The organism is Chryseobacterium cucumeris (assembly GCF_001593385.1).
GTDB classification, from domain to species: Bacteria; Bacteroidota; Bacteroidia; order Flavobacteriales; family Weeksellaceae; genus Chryseobacterium; species Chryseobacterium cucumeris.
The window spans coordinates 14,979-30,929 of record NZ_LUVZ01000044.1; the positions used below are offsets into that span (position 1 = coordinate 14,979).

At 37.3% G+C, this 15,951-nt stretch carries 13 protein-coding genes; 7 read left to right on the plus strand and 6 right to left on the minus strand.

Annotated features, from left to right (window positions below; all coding sequences use genetic code 11):
* Positions 1–63: 63 nt before the first annotated feature.
* The gene (locus A1704_RS19320; protein WP_062675682.1) at positions 64–858 is read right to left on the minus strand and encodes an SDR family oxidoreductase; all 795 of its coding nucleotides are present in this window, start codon (positions 856–858) and stop codon (positions 64–66) included.
* Between the two features lie 395 nt (positions 859–1,253).
* Between A1704_RS19320 and A1704_RS19325 the strand changes: the two genes are divergently transcribed.
* The 3 genes from A1704_RS19325 to A1704_RS19335 all read left to right on the plus strand — a co-directional run bounded on the left by A1704_RS19325 (position 1,254) and on the right by A1704_RS19335 (position 7,626).
* The gene (locus tag A1704_RS19325; protein ID WP_062675683.1) at positions 1,254–4,142 is read left to right on the plus strand and encodes a SusC/RagA family TonB-linked outer membrane protein; all 2,889 of its coding nucleotides are present in this window, start codon (positions 1,254–1,256) and stop codon (positions 4,140–4,142) included.
* A 25-nt stretch (positions 4,143–4,167) separates the two neighbouring features.
* Positions 4,168–5,676, plus strand: a complete 1,509-nt coding sequence (locus A1704_RS19330) for a RagB/SusD family nutrient uptake outer membrane protein (protein WP_062675684.1) — start codon at positions 4,168–4,170, stop codon at positions 5,674–5,676.
* 123 nt (positions 5,677–5,799) lie between these two features.
* A complete protein-coding gene (locus A1704_RS19335; RefSeq protein ID WP_062675685.1) occupies positions 5,800–7,626 on the plus strand; it encodes an alkaline phosphatase in 1,827 nt (608 codons plus the stop codon).
* Positions 7,627–7,847: 221 nt separating this feature from the next.
* Here A1704_RS19335 and A1704_RS19340 read toward each other — a convergent pair whose 3' ends face one another.
* From A1704_RS19340 to A1704_RS19360, 5 genes are all read right to left on the minus strand, one after another.
* Positions 7,848–8,846, minus strand: coding sequence for a phosphatidylinositol-specific phospholipase C (locus A1704_RS19340; protein WP_117753118.1), 999 nt, complete (start codon positions 8,844–8,846; stop codon positions 7,848–7,850).
* A gap of 331 nt (positions 8,847–9,177) precedes the next feature.
* A complete protein-coding gene (locus A1704_RS19345; protein WP_062675686.1) occupies positions 9,178–9,858 on the minus strand; it encodes a hypothetical protein in 681 nt (226 codons plus the stop codon).
* Positions 9,859–9,937: 79 nt separating this feature from the next.
* The gene (locus A1704_RS19350; RefSeq protein ID WP_062675687.1) at positions 9,938–11,158 is read right to left on the minus strand and encodes a 3-phosphoshikimate 1-carboxyvinyltransferase; all 1,221 of its coding nucleotides are present in this window, start codon (positions 11,156–11,158) and stop codon (positions 9,938–9,940) included.
* 69 nt (positions 11,159–11,227) lie between these two features.
* Entirely contained in the window at positions 11,228–11,554 is a 327-nt protein-coding gene (locus A1704_RS19355; RefSeq protein ID WP_047385875.1) for a nucleotide pyrophosphohydrolase, read from the minus strand.
* On the minus strand, positions 11,554–12,963 hold the full coding sequence (locus tag A1704_RS19360; protein ID WP_062675688.1) for a hypothetical protein: 1,410 nt from the start codon (positions 12,961–12,963) through the stop codon (positions 11,554–11,556). Before A1704_RS19360 ends, A1704_RS19355 begins: the two co-directional genes overlap by 1 nt.
* Positions 12,964–13,147: 184 nt before the next feature.
* Here A1704_RS19360 and A1704_RS19365 point away from each other — a divergent pair, with 184 nt between their 5' ends.
* The 4 genes from A1704_RS19365 (at position 13,148) to A1704_RS19380 (ending at position 15,936) form a co-directional block, all read left to right on the plus strand.
* Positions 13,148–13,399, plus strand: a complete 252-nt coding sequence (locus tag A1704_RS19365; RefSeq protein ID WP_002976190.1) for a type B 50S ribosomal protein L31 — start codon at positions 13,148–13,150, stop codon at positions 13,397–13,399.
* 103 nt (positions 13,400–13,502) lie between these two features.
* A complete protein-coding gene (locus tag A1704_RS19370; protein ID WP_174525210.1) occupies positions 13,503–14,663 on the plus strand; it encodes a GlmU family protein in 1,161 nt (386 codons plus the stop codon).
* A gap of 99 nt (positions 14,664–14,762) precedes the next feature.
* On the plus strand, positions 14,763–15,272 hold the full coding sequence (locus tag A1704_RS19375) for an RNA polymerase sigma factor (RefSeq protein WP_002976192.1): 510 nt from the start codon (positions 14,763–14,765) through the stop codon (positions 15,270–15,272).
* Positions 15,247–15,936: a hypothetical protein gene (locus A1704_RS19380; RefSeq protein WP_062675690.1), complete on the plus strand. Its 690-nt coding sequence runs from the start codon at positions 15,247–15,249 to the stop codon at positions 15,934–15,936. The genes A1704_RS19375 and A1704_RS19380 overlap by 26 nt, the downstream gene beginning before the upstream one ends.
* The last annotated feature ends 15 nt before the right edge of the window (positions 15,937–15,951 follow it).

The window sequence follows — 15,951 nt, forward strand, 5'->3', positions numbered from 1 at the left end:
TTCTGAACTACGTTCGCAGACTTTCAGTCAGTGTTCAGAATGACAATGCGCCTTATCAATCAACTAATTTTTATCCAGTTTATTATACTTCTTCATCAAATTCTCATAAGTTCCCTGCGGAAGAATCCATTTCAACGGAACTCCGATTTTCTGTCCGAATTTACCAAAATAATAGTGAGCTTTCCATTTATTTTTTGCTAAAAGTTTTTCAATATATTCTGCGACTTCCAAAGGCTCTGTTCCGTCATTCACATGAGAATTCATCAAAGCATATACTTTATCAAAAACACTTTTATAAGGTTGAGAAACCTGTGCAATCACTCTGTTGTCTGCAATATTGGTTTTAATATCTCCCAGATGCAGAGAACATACGTCAATATTCCATGGGTAGACTTCATACCTCATCGCTTCCGTTACTTTATCCAAAGCCGATTTGGAAGCCGAATAAAATCCACGGAAAGGCAGACCCATTTCACTTCCGATACTGGAAACATTGATGATTTTTCCGAATTTGTGTTCACGCATATTCGGAAGAACGGCACTCATCATCTGTACAGGTCCGGCAAGATTCAGACTGAAAAGTTTCAGAATATCTTCTTTCGTAGAATCTTCCACGGCTCCTACCATTCCCATTCCGGCATTATTGATCAGAACATCAATTTTAGTTTCTGTTTTTAAAACCTCAGCTACAGCATTTTGAACTGCTGTATTGTCTGTCACATCAGTGGGTATAGATTTGAAGTATTGGCTTTCTGTATGCTTTCTGCTTAATCCGTATACTTTATGTCCTTTTTTACCAAAATATTCGGCTAATGCAAAGCCAATTCCTGATGAGGTTCCTGTTATAATGATGGTCATTGAATTCGTATGATTTTTAATGTTTTATTTTTCTTCTGATACCAGTGAGACGTTTTTAATAGTCTGTGTTCAAAAGTAAAATCTATTTTCAGCAAATGTAAAAAAAGAAAAATGAACTCAGTTATTTATTATTTCTGAAATAATTTTTAATGAGTCTTCATTTATTGTCCCGGTTTGATAATAAATTTAAGACAAACTTAATATTAATTCATTACTCATCATCGGAGGAATGATTACTTTTAATTACATATGTTTCTGGAAAACAGATGTTTATTTTTACTTTGTGGTAGGTGGTATCTGAAAAAAGCCAAAATTTCTTAATAAAAACATAAGAAAACCTTAATGAGGTATGGAAGCAGACTGATCTAATTTTGCACCTAATCAAAAAGGAGATCATGAATGTATTTAAAATCCCTGTATCCGTAACGTACTTAACGGGAAGGGTATTACTTATTGGTGCAATATCAGCTTCACCGATGTTCCTCGCTCAGAAAAAAGACAGCTTAAAAGAAAAATCCATCGACGAGATTGTTGTGGTTGGATACGGAACACAGAAAAAAAGTAAAGTTTCCGGAGCTGTTTCGGAGGCTTCGCTGGATAAGCTTACTTCCAGATCTTTGTCCGGAGTAGGAGAAGTACTTCAGGGTAAAGCGCCCGGAGTTACTGTAGTGAACGAAGGCGGTGATCCTAACGGAGCACCGAAGGTCAATATTCGTGGTCTGGGAGGAATCAATGGTGAAACTCCCCTTTATGTTGTGGATGGAGTGGTTTTCAACGGAACACCGTCTATCAATCCCAACGATATTCAGGATATTTCTGTACTTAAAGATGCTTCTGCAGCTATTTATGGAGCAAGATCTTCAGGAGGGGTTATTCTTATTACCACTAAAAAGGGGAAAAAAGGAAATCTTACTGTTGATTTTGATGTTAAGTACGGAGTAAACCAGGCGTGGAGACTGAAAGAATCTCTGAATGCAGCAGAATTTCAGGACGTGATGTACAAAGCCTATGAAAATGCCGGGAAACTGGGAAGTTTACCGATGGCTTTTAATCCTAATCAATATCCGGACGGAAGAATTACCAGAACAGACTGGATGAAAGAAATTTTCAGAACAGGAACGATTCAGGAATACAACGTAAATCTGAGCGGTGGAAGTGATAAATCAAGATATTTTGTGGGCATGAATCACAGAAGTCTTGAGGGGATTTTACTGAATACTCAGGCAAAACGATACAATTTCAGAGTTAATTCTGAACATAAAGTAAAAGACTGGCTGACGATCGGAGAAAATATGTACTATAATTACTCTGACGGCAATACAGCCGATACCAAAAGTGGATATACGGGAGCTTTGGTAGCGGCTATGTACTATCCGCCCAATGTTCCGGTATATACGCCAAGTGGTGCGTTTTCCGGACTGCCGATTGATGTGGCAGGTGGTTACGGAGATATGATCAACCCTGTTGCGTATCTTAAAAGAATCAGTATCAGAAATCCTACCCACGAAATTTTAATCAACCCTTATGCTGAAATTACACTGGCGAAAGATTTAAAATTCCGTTCCAATTTCTCACAGACTTTTAAACTGGGAGATGTAAAGAACTTTACATACAGAGTCCTTGAAATTGGGAAAATTTTTGATACCAATAATCTGGAATACCAATCCAATAATTCTTCAACAGCGCTTGCAGAACAATTGTTAACGTATAAAATCTCAGCAGGACAGCATAATTTCGATTTCCTTGGAGGTTTTACTTTCCAGAAAACAATTGATGAGGGTTTTGTGGCAAAATCATATGATTTCAGAAGTGAAGCTGAGGTTTTCCAGCACCTTCAGAACGCTGCGGATACCAATAAAGATGTTTCCAGTTACAGATTCAAACAGTCTTTGGTTTCTTATCTGGCGAGAGTAAATTACGACTATGCCGGAAAGTATATTGTAAGTTTATTGGGAAGACGTGATGGCTCTTCTCTGGTAGCGAAACAAAACAGATTTGCTAACTACTATGCCGTTTCCGGTGCCTGGGTGGTTTCGAAAGAAAACTTTATGAAAGATATCTCATGGCTTTCAAGTCTGAAATTAAGAGGAAGCTACGGTATTTTGGGTAATCTTGGAGGAATTTCACCTCAGGCTGTAAATCCTTTGATGACGAGAGATAATAATGTGATTTTCGGTCAGGATCCTTCTCAAAATATTGCTTATTATGCCACCACACGTCCGAATCCAGATCTGAAATGGGGGAAGTCTGAGCAGGCCAACTTTGGGGTAGATGCTTCATTCCTTCACAACAGCCTTTCTTTACAGTTCGATTACTTTGTGAAAAATTCCAAAGATCAAATTTTCAATGTAAGCTTACCAAGTACGGCAACATATAATAATCAGTATGTGAATGCGGGATTATTCCAGGATAAAGGATACGAATTGGGAATCAATTATAACAAAGTAGTTTCCGGCGATTTCACGTTCTCAATAGGAGCTACGATGAGTCAACTAAAAAATACGGTGAAGCAGCTTGCCAATGTGGATGAGATCTTCATCAATGATAACGGAGTAAGAGGTGTATTAAAGCCAACCCGTGTGAAAGTGGGTGATCCTTTGTATTCTTTCTATGGTTATAAGACAGGAGGAATTTTCCAGAGTCAGGAAGAAATCAACAATTATAAAGATGCCAACGGAAATCTTATCCAGCCTAATGCCAAGCCGGGAGATATCAAATTCCTGAAAAAGGAAGGAAATACGGGAGTACTCAATAATAATGACTTCGTCAATCTTGGAAGTCCATATCCTAAGTTCTCCTATGGCTTTTCATACAATATGACCTGGAAAAACTTTGATCTGAATTTATTCTTCCAGGGCGTTTACGGAAATAAAATATTCAACGGAATGAAGTTTATTTCTTTGAATCCGGGCGGAACGGGGCAGAATTATAATATGGACAGAGATATCCTGAATGCATGGACACCTCAGAATACCAATACTGATATCCCAAGACTGGTACACGGTGACCCAAGCGGTAATTATTCCAAAGTATCAGATTTTTATGTGGAGGATGGATCTTATTTAAGACTGAAGAACCTTACCATCGGGTATTCATTACCAAAAGAATTGTACAGAAAACTGGATGTAAACAAAGTCAGAATTTATATGACCTCCAACAACCTGTTTACCATAACGAAATATACAGGATTCGATCCTGAAGTAGGGATGAATTCTTACGGAGTTGATACCGGAAGATATCCTCAGGCACGCTCATTCATCTTTGGAATAGAGGTCGGATTATAATTTTTAACCAGCAAAAAGTAAAAAAATGAAATTTTTCAATAAAATATTGTTAGTATCAGGAATATCAGTGATGCTTCTGTCATGCACTGGAGAACTGGATATTCAACCTGAAGGAACACCTACTGAAGCAAGCTTCTGGAAGACAGAAAACGATCTTATTACCGGGGCAAACGCTATGTACAAGCCTTTATTCGATGGTGAATTTTACGGAAGAGGTTTGTTCTGGTTTATCAATGCCAGTGATGATATGGTAACCGGAAGAGCAAAAAGTGAGGCAGATAATGCTAAAAACTTCAGCAGCAATTATATCGCAGCAGGTGATCTTGAAACCCAATGGAACAAAAGATATAACGTAATTGGAGTGGCCAACCGTGTGATCCGTAATGTTGATAATATTCAGACTTCGCAGGCCACCAAGAATAAATATCTTGGAGAAGCACTCTTCATGAGCAGCAGAATGTATTTTGAGCTTGCCTATTCTTATGGAAATGAAAAAGCAGGTGTTCCTATCATCGACCGTTCGAAAGATCCGGATCCCAACCCGATTCCAAGAGCAGCCAACGTAATGGAAAATTACACGTACATTGTCAACGACCTGAAAAGAGCTGCTGAATTATTACCTACACAGGCAGAACTTCCAGCAAAGGATTACGGAAGACCTCATAAAGCCGCAGCTTGGGCATTGTTAGCAAAAGTATATCTGTTTATGAAAGACTGGAAGAATGCAGAATTCTGGGCTAATGAAGTAATGACCAAAGGAAACAGAGCCTTATTAGGTAATTTTGCTGATGTTTTCAAAGCTGAAAATAACTACAGTTCAGAATACATCTGGTCGGTTCCGGGAACTACAAAGTTTACTGCCTGGGGAAGTATTCTTCCGGGAGTAATGCTTGAAAACAAAGGATGGGGAGAATATAACGGATGGGGATATTTTCAGCCAACAAAAGAGTTGTTTGATGAATACGAAACGGGAGACCTTAGAAGAAGTGCGACCATTCTGAAAATTGGAGATAAATTTACCTTCAACGGAAAAGAAAGAATATACGCTTCTACGAATTCCCTTACCGGATACCAGTTTAATAAATATATGGATGCCTTCAAGTATGAGCTGAAAAATGGTCACGTGAGTGCCAACGGAGATTATCCGTGTACAGACCTTGCCGTTCCGATCATGCGTTACGCTGAGGTGATCCTGATCAAAGCAGAAGCTTTACTGATGCAGGGAAAATCTGCAGATCAGGAGATCAATATGATCCGAGTACGTGCAGGATTACCTGTGAAAAACGGATGTACATTGGCTGATCTTAAACATGAAAGACGTTGCGAACTGGCGGGTGAATGGGCAGACAGACACAGAGATCTTGTACGTTGGGGAGATGCGCAGGCAGCGTATGCGAAGCCTCTGCACGGTATCAATGGACAGGTAGTGTGGGCCGCAAGAAACTTTAATCCGGCTGTACATAATGTTTGGGCAGTTCCACAGGCTGAAATCGTAAACAGTCACGGGATCATTAAACAAAATGAGGGCTGGTAAAATTTTAATCTTTTTATATATAAGTCACTATATCATTACAGAACCTTCTGTGGTGATATAGTTTTTTCAAAGGTATGGAGATAGGTTGTTTCATTTGACCTATAAAATAATAACGATATACGAATGAAATTATCAAAAATATGGGCTGTATTAGCCCTTGCTGTTTTTTCTGAAAATCAGGCACAAAATTATTTGAATTATAATGTAGGGAATGCACATTCACATAATGATTACATGCAGGAGATCCCATTCTGGCAGGCTTATTATGCCAATTTCGGTTCTATAGAAGCAGATGTTTTTCCGGTAAAAGGCCAGCTTTGGGTTGCTCATACTGAAAAAGAACTTTCTCCGGACAGAACATTGGAAAGTCTTTATCTCGATAATATTTCAAAACAGATTAAGCTGAACAAAGGAAATGTCTATCCTGATGCAGGTAAGAAACTTCAATTGCTGATTGATATAAAACAGGATTATAAAACTTCACTGGCAGCTTTGGTGAGTATGCTGGAAAAATATCCGGAGATTACCGGAAATTCCGGAATTAAAATTGTCATTACCGGAGGAAGACCTCAGCCTGCAGATTTTAAGAACTATCCCAACTATCTTTACTTTGACGGAGATCTTGACCAAAATTATTCTGCAGATCAACTGAAAAGAGTAGGTATGTTCAGTGCAGATCTTCCGGGATTGGTAAAATGGAACGGGAAAGGAATTCCAAGGGATGAAGAAACCACAAAAATTAAAACTGCGGTTGACAAAGCTCATGCGAAGCAAAAACCTGTTCGCTTTTACGGAGCTCCGGACTTTCCGAATGCATGGGTAAATCTGATGGATTTGGGAGTAGATTATATCAATACCGATCATATTCCGGATCTTAAAAAATTCATGAACACGATTCCGAAAAACTTTTATAAGAATACAAAGGAATATGCCACTTATACTCCAACGTATCAGTCAGATGGTGTAGAGAAAAAAGTAAAGAATGTCATCCTTCTTATTCCGGACGGAACTTCTTTACCACAATATTATGCTGCCTTTACAGCTAATAAAGGGAAACTGAATGTTTTCAATATGAAATCCACAGGGCTTTCAAAGACCAATTCATCCAATGCCTATATTACAGATTCAGCACCGGGTTCTACAGCGTTCGCAACAGGAGTTAAGACTAAAAATACTTTTGTAGGAGTTGACAATATGGGAAAAGCACTGGCACAGATCCCTGATATAATTGCTGAAAAAGGAATGACTTCCGGTTTAATTTCCACAGGAGATATTACAGATGCTACGCCTGCTGATTTTTACGCCCATTCGGATAACAGAAACAGTTCGGAATCTATTTTAAAAGATTTTGCGGCTTCAAAAACAAAAATATTAATTGGAGGTCCTACAAGTGGATTGTCTCAGGATAATCTTCAGAAATTTAAGGAAGCAAAAATAGATTTGTATCAGGATTTGAAATCAGTAATGAAAATTAATAATCGTACATTGGTTATTGATCCTCGGGCTTCACAAAGAATCACTAATGGAAGAGGAAACTGGCTTGGCGAAGCTTTTGATCTTACTTTAAATGATTTAAAAAATAATAAACAGGGATTCTTTATGATGATTGAAGCTTCTCAAACGGATGGCGGAGGTCATAGCAATAATATAGAACAGCTGGTTACAGAATTACTGGATTTTGATTATGTGGTAGGGAAGGCTATGAAATTTGCTGACGAAAATAAAGAAACCTTAGTGATTGTAGTGGGGGACCATGAAACCGGAGGTTTAACACTTTTAGATGGCAGTCTGAAAGAGGGTTGGGTATTCGGGAACTTCAGTACGAATGATCATACTTCCATTCCGTCAAGTGTTTTTGCGTACGGACCGAATTCAAAAGAATTCACAGGATTGTTCGAAAACACTGAGATCTTCAACAAAATACTGGCTGCTTACGGAATTAAGAAATAGCTTTTTTACACTTTTACTTTTACAAAGAGAGATTGTTTCATTGCTGGAACAGTCTTTTTTTGTGAATTAATTTAGAATTCCCGCAGATTCTACAGATTAAGCAGATGGTTGAGTTAATCTGCGTTATCTGCAAAATCTGCGAGAGATAAAAGCAGAACAAAACGCAAAAAGGCTGCCTCAAAAAGAAAGACAGCCTTTGAATAAATCTAACAAATAATAATTTAGAAATTGGTGTTAACGATCAATTGGGAAAGTTCAGCATTCACAAAATCAATCGGCATTATTCCGAAAGATCCGTGAGTATTGGATTGGAAGAATGTTTTAAGCCTTGGATTGATATTGTTGGATACGGTAGGAATATTTGGGATACCAAAGATTCCTGGTTTATAACCGCTGGTAAAATTCACGAAAAGTTTACCATTCGTATCATTTTTAGCTTCATTAAGCAGGCTGGAAATTCCATTCCACTTATCGTCGTTATTAGTTACTTTATAATAATCCTGCACTTTTAACTGTACCCCGGAATTGTTAATGTCAAAAGTTGTATTATCAGCCCATGGTGAAGCGTTGATTCCCTTAGTTGTTCCTGAAGAGAATCTTCTTAGTAATTTGATCTTTCCTCTTACAGCACCGAGCGTAGGAATGTTTGCTCCAAGATCCCATTTCGAAGGATTTTTCTGTACATAAGAATCAAAAGTCTGTTCAAAACTTCTGGTGGTATTGGAAGCATCATATTCTTCTTTTACAGACATGATGATTGTTTCTGATGGATGGCTGTTAAGGAACGCATAGCACGCATTAAGCACATCATCAAAATTCAGATTTTGGTAAATCGCTCCGTGATGAATGGTGAAAGCATTGTCAATATGTCTGCAACGTATATCCAGAAAACGGACTCCGGCGTTCAGTTGTTCTGCGATGCTGAGGTCCTGAGTTTTAGCCGTACCTGATACAACAGGGGCATCTACACGTGCTCCGGAATCATGGGTTCCGGGAATCGAGATTTTTGAAATGGAAATATTATCCTGAAGACCAGACATCCAGCTGTTCATCTCGATAGGTGCTAAAGAAGCTCTACTGCTAACTTTTGCTAAAGAAGCTAAGCTGTTTTCATTAGAGTCTCTTTCCATAAGGCTGTCATTGGAACAGGAAAAAAAGACAGATGCAGTAACTACTCCAAGAGTGATAGCTGTCATACGTTTCATGCTTTGTTTGAACATAGTTTTTTTATTTTTAAAGTAGCTTAAAAATAAGAATATATCAAAGCACTAGGAGTTAATTTAACTTTAAGAGATAATTAAGTTGGTATAAAGTAAGGGAGCTGGAAGAAAGAAGAAAAACGACGATTTTTATTAACGCAAAGCTTATTTTGGTTCCGGATATAGAGAGGAAGCAAAGATGAAATCAATAAATTGACTCTTTCTAAGCGGATGCATAACAATTAAGCTTCATCAGCGACATTGTCGCCTTCTTTGCTTTCTTTAAATAGAACTATAGAATTGTTTTCTTTGCGTTTTCAAAAGATATAGCTTTTCCAGATAGAAGTCTCTCTTAAAACGCAAAATCCTCCTTCAACCCGGGAATTTTGAAATTGTGGTCTCCGATAAAGAAATCATTCATTTTAATAAGAGCCGGGAATTTATGAGTAAATTCTTTATGTAAGTTTTCGGGTAGTTTGGTATGATCATCACAGGAGGAATATTCTCTGTCAACAATTACTTGGCCTGTAGAAAAATTAATTTCATTGGTGAAACTGAAATCACAGGTATCTTCAAAATGATCGTACAAACCTATCAGATAAAAATCTCCGTTCTGAAATCTGAAGGTATGTTTATATTGCTGTGTATGCCTTGAATTGGTAAAAAACAGCTGTTCGATAACAAGACAGTTATTTTTTATATTGATTGTAAGAGTATTATCGGAAGGATAAAATCCGAATCCGCTTGAAAAAATGATGTCAGAATTTTCTTTCCATACTTTCAGACTACTGTTTCCCTTTTTCAGAATATAGAAAACCCTTTTATAGTCACTTATACCTTCCGGGTTCTGCTTGTATGATGCTTTTATATTCGTATTAAATACCAGGATAGTTTCATCTTTTCCATCTTTGTCAAGATCGCCTTTGGCTTCTGCAATCTGAGTATAATCTTTCGGAACCGAAAAATTTTTCAGCTTCTGAGCAGATAAGCTCGTCACAGATAAGAATATCAAAAAGTGAATGACAGATTTCATGATTATCAGTATTATTAAAAATGTGGTAATCCGAAATAAAAATCATTTTTTCAAATTACCACATTTTTATATTGTTAAATTAATGAGTCAGTATACTTTCAAGATCTTTCCAGAACATTGGATAAGACTTTTCTACTACATCTTCATCTTCAATATTGAGCTCGCCGATCAGACAAAATGGTGCAAAACTCATGGCCATTCTGTGATCCTGATAGGTCTTAATAGAAATATGGCTTTGTGGCTCCCCAAAACTGATTGATTTAATCGTCAAATCTGTGATCTCTGTTTCGGTACCCAGCTTTTTAAGCTCATTATATAAAGCCAGAAGCCTGTCGGTTTCCTTTACTCTTAAGGTCCCCAGTCCGGAAATCTCAAAAGGAATTTTTAAAGCGGCGGCTGTTACACAAAGAGTTTGTGCAATGTCCGGACAGTCGTTCATATCCAGCATAATTTTTTCCGGGAAAGAAAAGTCAGGCTGAGGTTCAAGCGTTAGTTGATGTTCATCTTCAGAGAATGTAGTTTTGATTCCGAAGAACTTTTCGTAGATGTTGGCAATTGCAGAATCTCCCTGTGTGGATTCTTTGTAAAAACTTTTTAGATGAATCTTTTCTCTTCCTAATGCACAGATAGAGTAGAAGTAGGAAGCCGAGCTCCAGTCGCTTTCCACTTCATAATGTACTACTGCGGAATTGTCAGGAGTGAAAGGTTCTACTTTGATGGTATTTCCTTCAAAACTGCTTTGAATACCAAATCTGGTCAGGATATCAAGCGTCATTTCAATATAAGATCTTGAAGTAACGTCACCCACAAGATTAATCACCAATCCATTCTCAAGTTTTCCTGCTATAAGTAGCAGTGAAGTGATAAACTGGCTTGAGATATTCGCAGGAACATTTACCGAAGTCTGGGTGATTTTTCTTCCTGTAATTTTTAAAGGGGGAAAACCTTCATTCTCCATATATTCAATTTCCACTCCAAGATCTCTCAAAGCACTTACCAGATTTTTGATAGGTCTTTCCTTCATTCTTCCGGAACCTGTAAGAACAGTTGTCTTTCCTTCCTGAATAGAATAATAAGAAGTGAGAAAACGCATTGCTGTTCCCGCATGATGAATATCTACCACTTCGGTATTCTCAGATAAAGCTTTTTTCAGCAGCTGAGTATCCTGAGAATTGGATAAATTCCCGATTTTTATATTGTTAAACAGACTTTCCAGAATCAATAAACGATTCGAAATACTTTTCGAACCGCTGATCTGTACTGTTTTATCACCTGATAATTTTGATTTTTCTAGCTTCATTATGATCTACATTTCTAAAAAAATAATGAGTTACAAATTGATGTATTATTTATAACTCATCATTTATCATTATTTCAATTTTTCGTTGTTCTGATGCCGGTCTTTATCACGGTCAGTTTTTATTTTCATTTTTCTGTCAAAAGCGTCCTGTAGGTTGACTCCGGTTTGATTGGCTAAACATAATGTTACAAAAAGCACATCTGCCAGTTCTTCACCAAGATCTTTAGTCTTATCACTTTCCTTTTCGCTTTGTTCACCATATCTTCTGGCAATAATTCTTGCTACTTCGCCTACTTCTTCTGTCAGCATTGCCATATTGGTAAGCTCATTAAAATACCTTACACCGATGGTTTTGATCCATTCATCTACCTGCTGTTGTAACTGTGTAATTTCCATTATTGATAAGCTCCTAAAGTTGGGTTAGTGGTTCTGGAAACATTAACAATATCAAAAGGTACCGTTGCTGCAACAGCCGCATTTCCTTTTCCAAGAGCCGGAGAACCAGGTTTTACCCTTAAATTCATTTTAGCCATAAAATAATTGACAAACTGAGGTTCTGCATTCTTCACCGTTTGTATCACATTCGGATTATTGTCAAAAGTGAAACCTGCTCCGGTGGCACTTGTATATTTGATTAATGAATTTTGAAGCAAGAATTCAAACTGCTGTCCCGGAGTTTGCTCAAAATGAACAGCATCATCCCTGTCAGAATAGACAATACTGTTTTTGATGTCAAGCTGCTGTAAGGCTCCTTGTTGCGACTGCCCGGCGTCATTTTTCCATTCATTGGCTGCAAAAATTCCTGCTCTGTCAAAAGAACTCATTGTTTTAGAATAATTCGCAATGGTAGCATGAGTATAGCTGTGTTTTCCACCCAGGAAAATCCCTACACAGGATAAACCGCAGTTGTTCATCACAAGATTGTTCGCATTCACGGTAGAACCTACGGCATAAATTCCGTACTCAAAGAAAGTATGGATGAAGGAATTGGTGATGGTAGCATTGGTTTGCTTCATGTCCAGCCCTCTAGTCCCTCCGAAAAGTCTTGCATGGTTCATCTTAAGGGTAGAATTGGCCTCCATTTTAATAGAATTCCAGTTTTTAGGAATCGTATCATAATAAGGATCATTCCTGTCTCCGCGAAGAATAACCTGATCTGCCTGAGTACCGTTAATATTTAAGACCGCTCCGGAAGAAACTTTCATTCCGCTGTTTTTGTGGAAGTATACTTTCGTTCCGGGATTGATATCCAATGTTATATTAGGATTAATGGTAAGATTTCCGTAGATGATCTTTGCTTTATTGTTATTCCATGTAGTGGAACTGGTAATTACATTCGGGTTTCCGGGAGTCTGAATGAAAAATTCAGCATCCTGAACGACAGAAAATAAAGTTACATGCTGTTGTCCGCCAGGACTTGTAAAAAGAACTTTGTCTTCTGCAATGGCTTCCGGTCCTGTAGCTTCCGGAGCAATTTCAACAAAAATATAAAGGCTGTCTTTCTTTCTTAAAGGAACATTTTTAAAATCATATCCCGGTTTTCCATCTACATTGATTCTATATAATGAAGCAGCTCCTTTTTCAAGGTTCACTCTTGGGATCATGATATCCTTATCTTCATTATTATATACTTTTACAACATAAGTTTCTGAACGTACCTGATGATATACCGTATCACAAAATACCGTATCTCTGGAGAAGCGGAGTTCCTGTGAAGGACTGTCAAACGTTATGTCATCTTTATTACATGATACTGCTACAAGTAACATCCAGAAGGAAAAAGCCAGTAATAATTTGAATTTCATTGAAATTAAAGTTTAAGTAAGTTCCAAATTTAACGAAAATACTTTGAATTTCTTATCTATAAAAAAATATTGAATTCAGTATTTGGAATTTTAAAAAAATGTTGTATTTTTGCAACCTAAAATTTAGCAGAGAAATATCCATTACTATTTCGAAAGCAAACTTAATTTTTTTAAAAATAGTATTATGAAAAACGGAATCCACCCAGAAAATTATAGACTTGTTGTTTTCAAAGATATGAGTAACGACGAGGTGTTTCTTTGCAAGTCTACTGCAGAAACAAAAGACACTATTGAGTACGAAGGACAAGAGTATCCTCTAATCAAAATGGAAATCTCTTCAACTTCTCACCCTTTCTACACTGGTAAAGTGAAACTAGTTGACACTGCAGGTAGAGTTGATAAGTTCATGAACAAGTATAAAAAATTCGCTAAGTAATTTTTATACATTAAAAATATTAAAGTCTTCCAATTTTTGGGAGACTTTTTTTATTGTAAATTTGTTGACCTTTAACATAAACCTTAAACTTAAAAACTGAATGATGCAGTTGGTATTTTCAGACGCACAATATTGGGAAGATTTTCTTCCGCTTACTTTTACCCGTCCGGTTGCTGCTATGCGATGCGGAATCCTTACATTTTCTGAAAGATGGCAGAAAATACTTGAAAACACTGAAGTAACTTATTTCACGGAAATATACCTTCAGGATAAATTTAAAAGCCCGGAGGAAAAAGAAAGTCTATTTTTAGTTCCCAATTTCCTTCCTACAGAAACCGTAATTCAACAGATTAAAGATCTTAAGCAAGGGGAGGCACTGGTGTATGAAGACGAATTAATCGCCGCTAAAATCAATATGAAAGGGTTTTCTCTGAACCAGATTGAAAAAATGACGGATATTAAGGAAGAACTCGTTTTTTTCAAAAGACCGAAAGATCTTTTTACCTATAACCATCACGCGATTGATTTTGATTTTGAACTGCTTACTAAAGGAAGAACTTCACAGGAATTGTCTTCAACCAATGGTTTCTTAGGCGATAAAAAAGATCTGTTTATTGAAGAAGGAGCTTATGTTGAATTCTCTACCATCAATACAAAAACAGGGAAGATTTACATCGGGAAAAATACTGAGATCATGGAAGGCTGCCATCTTCGCGGGCCAATTGCGCTTTGTGATGATTCCAAATTCAACCTTGGCGCTAAAATTTACGGAGCTACCACCATCGGCCCTCACTGTAAAGTAGGTGGTGAAGTGAATAACATTATTATCTTCGGATACTCAAGTAAAGGGCATGAGGGTTTTGTAGGAAACTCTGTGATTGGGGAGTGGTGTAATTTCGGAGCGGATACGAATTCTTCCAACATGAAAAATAATTATGGTAGTGTAAAATTCTGGAACTACAGAACAAAATCATTCGAAGATACAGGATTACAGTTTGCAGGTCTGATTATGGGAGATCATTCCAAAACAGCCATCAATACCCAATTGAATACAGGAACGGTAATCGGCGTTGCTTCCAATATCTTCAAACCAGGTTTTCCCCCTAACCTTGTGGAAAACTTTTCATGGGGCGGCTCGAAAGATGATGAAAGATTCAAACTTGATAAAGTATATGAAGTCGCAGAAAGAGCCATGGCGAGAAGAAAAGTGGCTTTAACAGAAGAAGATAAAGCGATTCTGAAATATATTTTTGATACGTATTAATTCAATAAAAATAAAAAACTTCAAATTATTTGAAGTTTTTTTATTTTTGATGTAATAGATAAGTAATAGCAATTGTCTTACCTATAAGAAACAAAACTCATGACCCAAGAAACTTTCAAGAATACGGTGTTTATTCTCAAAGACGAGATGTATCGTTTTGCGAAGCGGTTTGTCATGAGCAGTGATGAAGCAGAAGATGTGGTACAGGATCTCATGATGAAGTTTTGGCAGAAGAGGGATGAGCTTGAGCAATTCGGGAACTTTAAATCCTATGCGCTGAAGTCTGTCCGGAACGAATGCCTGAACAGATTGAAGCATCACGACGTAAAGATCGGCTTTGCGGATATGCAGCTTCACCGCTCGGAGCTTTACAGTATGGAAGTTGATAACCTTAAGGAACATATTGTAGGATTTATCAATCAGCTCCCTGAGAAACAGAAGATGGTCATCCACTTGAAAGATGTAGAAGAGTATGATGTTTCCGAAATTTCTGAAATGCTGGAAATGGAGGAAAATGCAGTAAGGGTAAACCTGATGCGTGCGAGACAAAAAGTAAAAGAACAAATCTCACAACTGATGAGCTATGAAAAAAGATCAATTACAAGATAAATACAACGAAGTCTTCCGGGAAATTAAGGAAGAAAAAATGGACTGGAGTTTTGAAGATTTTCTTCAGACTGCAGAAGGTACGGAGCCTGAACAGAATATGGCACCTATCATCCCATTAGGCGAAAAAAAGAAACCTTCATTTCCTAAATGGTTCTGGATGGCCGCCAGTGTAATGTTGGTTTTGGGTATCGGCTTATTTATCAATTATAATAATTCCGGTACGGCAGATGCCCTGGACAGAGAAAAACTGGTGAAAGACGAGATCTTAAAACAGAAATCAGGGTTCATTGAAGAAAACAGTGATCATCAGGAACAGGTTGCAGTGAATCATACAGACTCTATTTCCGGTGTGAAAAAAGATTCTGTTTTTCAGGACAACCAGGTGGCAGAAAAAGATGTAATGGATGAAATTCTGCCAAAAAGAGGAAGGCTTAAAAAAGAAAGAAAACCTAGATATGTTGATAATTCTTCCTTCCCAGGTAAAAATGTAAATGATTCTGCAACAGCTTACAATGACTCTTATGTTATTGTAAACGGAAAACGAATTAGTAGTGAAAAAGAAGCCCTGGATGTTACAAGATACTCCTTTATGAAATTAGGAAACGAGTTTAAAAAAACAGTAGCATCTTCCCAAAAAAATGAAAATCTTGACAGCGAATACTAAAAATCAGCTCAATCT

Coding starts and splice junctions, on each gene's coding strand:
- A1704_RS19345 (WP_062675686.1), bottom strand. CDS start 9,858: ATGAAATCTGTCATTCACTTTTTGATATTCTTATCTGTGACGAGCTTA.
- A1704_RS19370 (WP_174525210.1), top strand. CDS start 13,503: ATGCAGTTGGTATTTTCAGACGCACAATATTGGGAAGATTTTCTTCCG.
- A1704_RS19365 (WP_002976190.1), top strand. CDS start 13,148: ATGAAAAACGGAATCCACCCAGAAAATTATAGACTTGTTGTTTTCAAA.
- A1704_RS19320 (WP_062675682.1), bottom strand. CDS start 858: ATGACCATCATTATAACAGGAACCTCATCAGGAATTGGCTTTGCATTA.
- A1704_RS19325 (WP_062675683.1), top strand. CDS start 1,254: ATGAATGTATTTAAAATCCCTGTATCCGTAACGTACTTAACGGGAAGG.
- A1704_RS19380 (WP_062675690.1), top strand. CDS start 15,247: ATGAAAAAAGATCAATTACAAGATAAATACAACGAAGTCTTCCGGGAA.
- A1704_RS19340 (WP_117753118.1), bottom strand. CDS start 8,846: ATGTTCAAACAAAGCATGAAACGTATGACAGCTATCACTCTTGGAGTA.
- A1704_RS19330 (WP_062675684.1), top strand. CDS start 4,168: ATGAAATTTTTCAATAAAATATTGTTAGTATCAGGAATATCAGTGATG.
- A1704_RS19360 (WP_062675688.1), bottom strand. CDS start 12,963: ATGAAATTCAAATTATTACTGGCTTTTTCCTTCTGGATGTTACTTGTA.
- A1704_RS19375 (WP_002976192.1), top strand. CDS start 14,763: ATGACCCAAGAAACTTTCAAGAATACGGTGTTTATTCTCAAAGACGAG.
- A1704_RS19350 (WP_062675687.1), bottom strand. CDS start 11,158: ATGAAGCTAGAAAAATCAAAATTATCAGGTGATAAAACAGTACAGATC.
- A1704_RS19355 (WP_047385875.1), bottom strand. CDS start 11,554: ATGGAAATTACACAGTTACAACAGCAGGTAGATGAATGGATCAAAACC.
- A1704_RS19335 (WP_062675685.1), top strand. CDS start 5,800: ATGAAATTATCAAAAATATGGGCTGTATTAGCCCTTGCTGTTTTTTCT.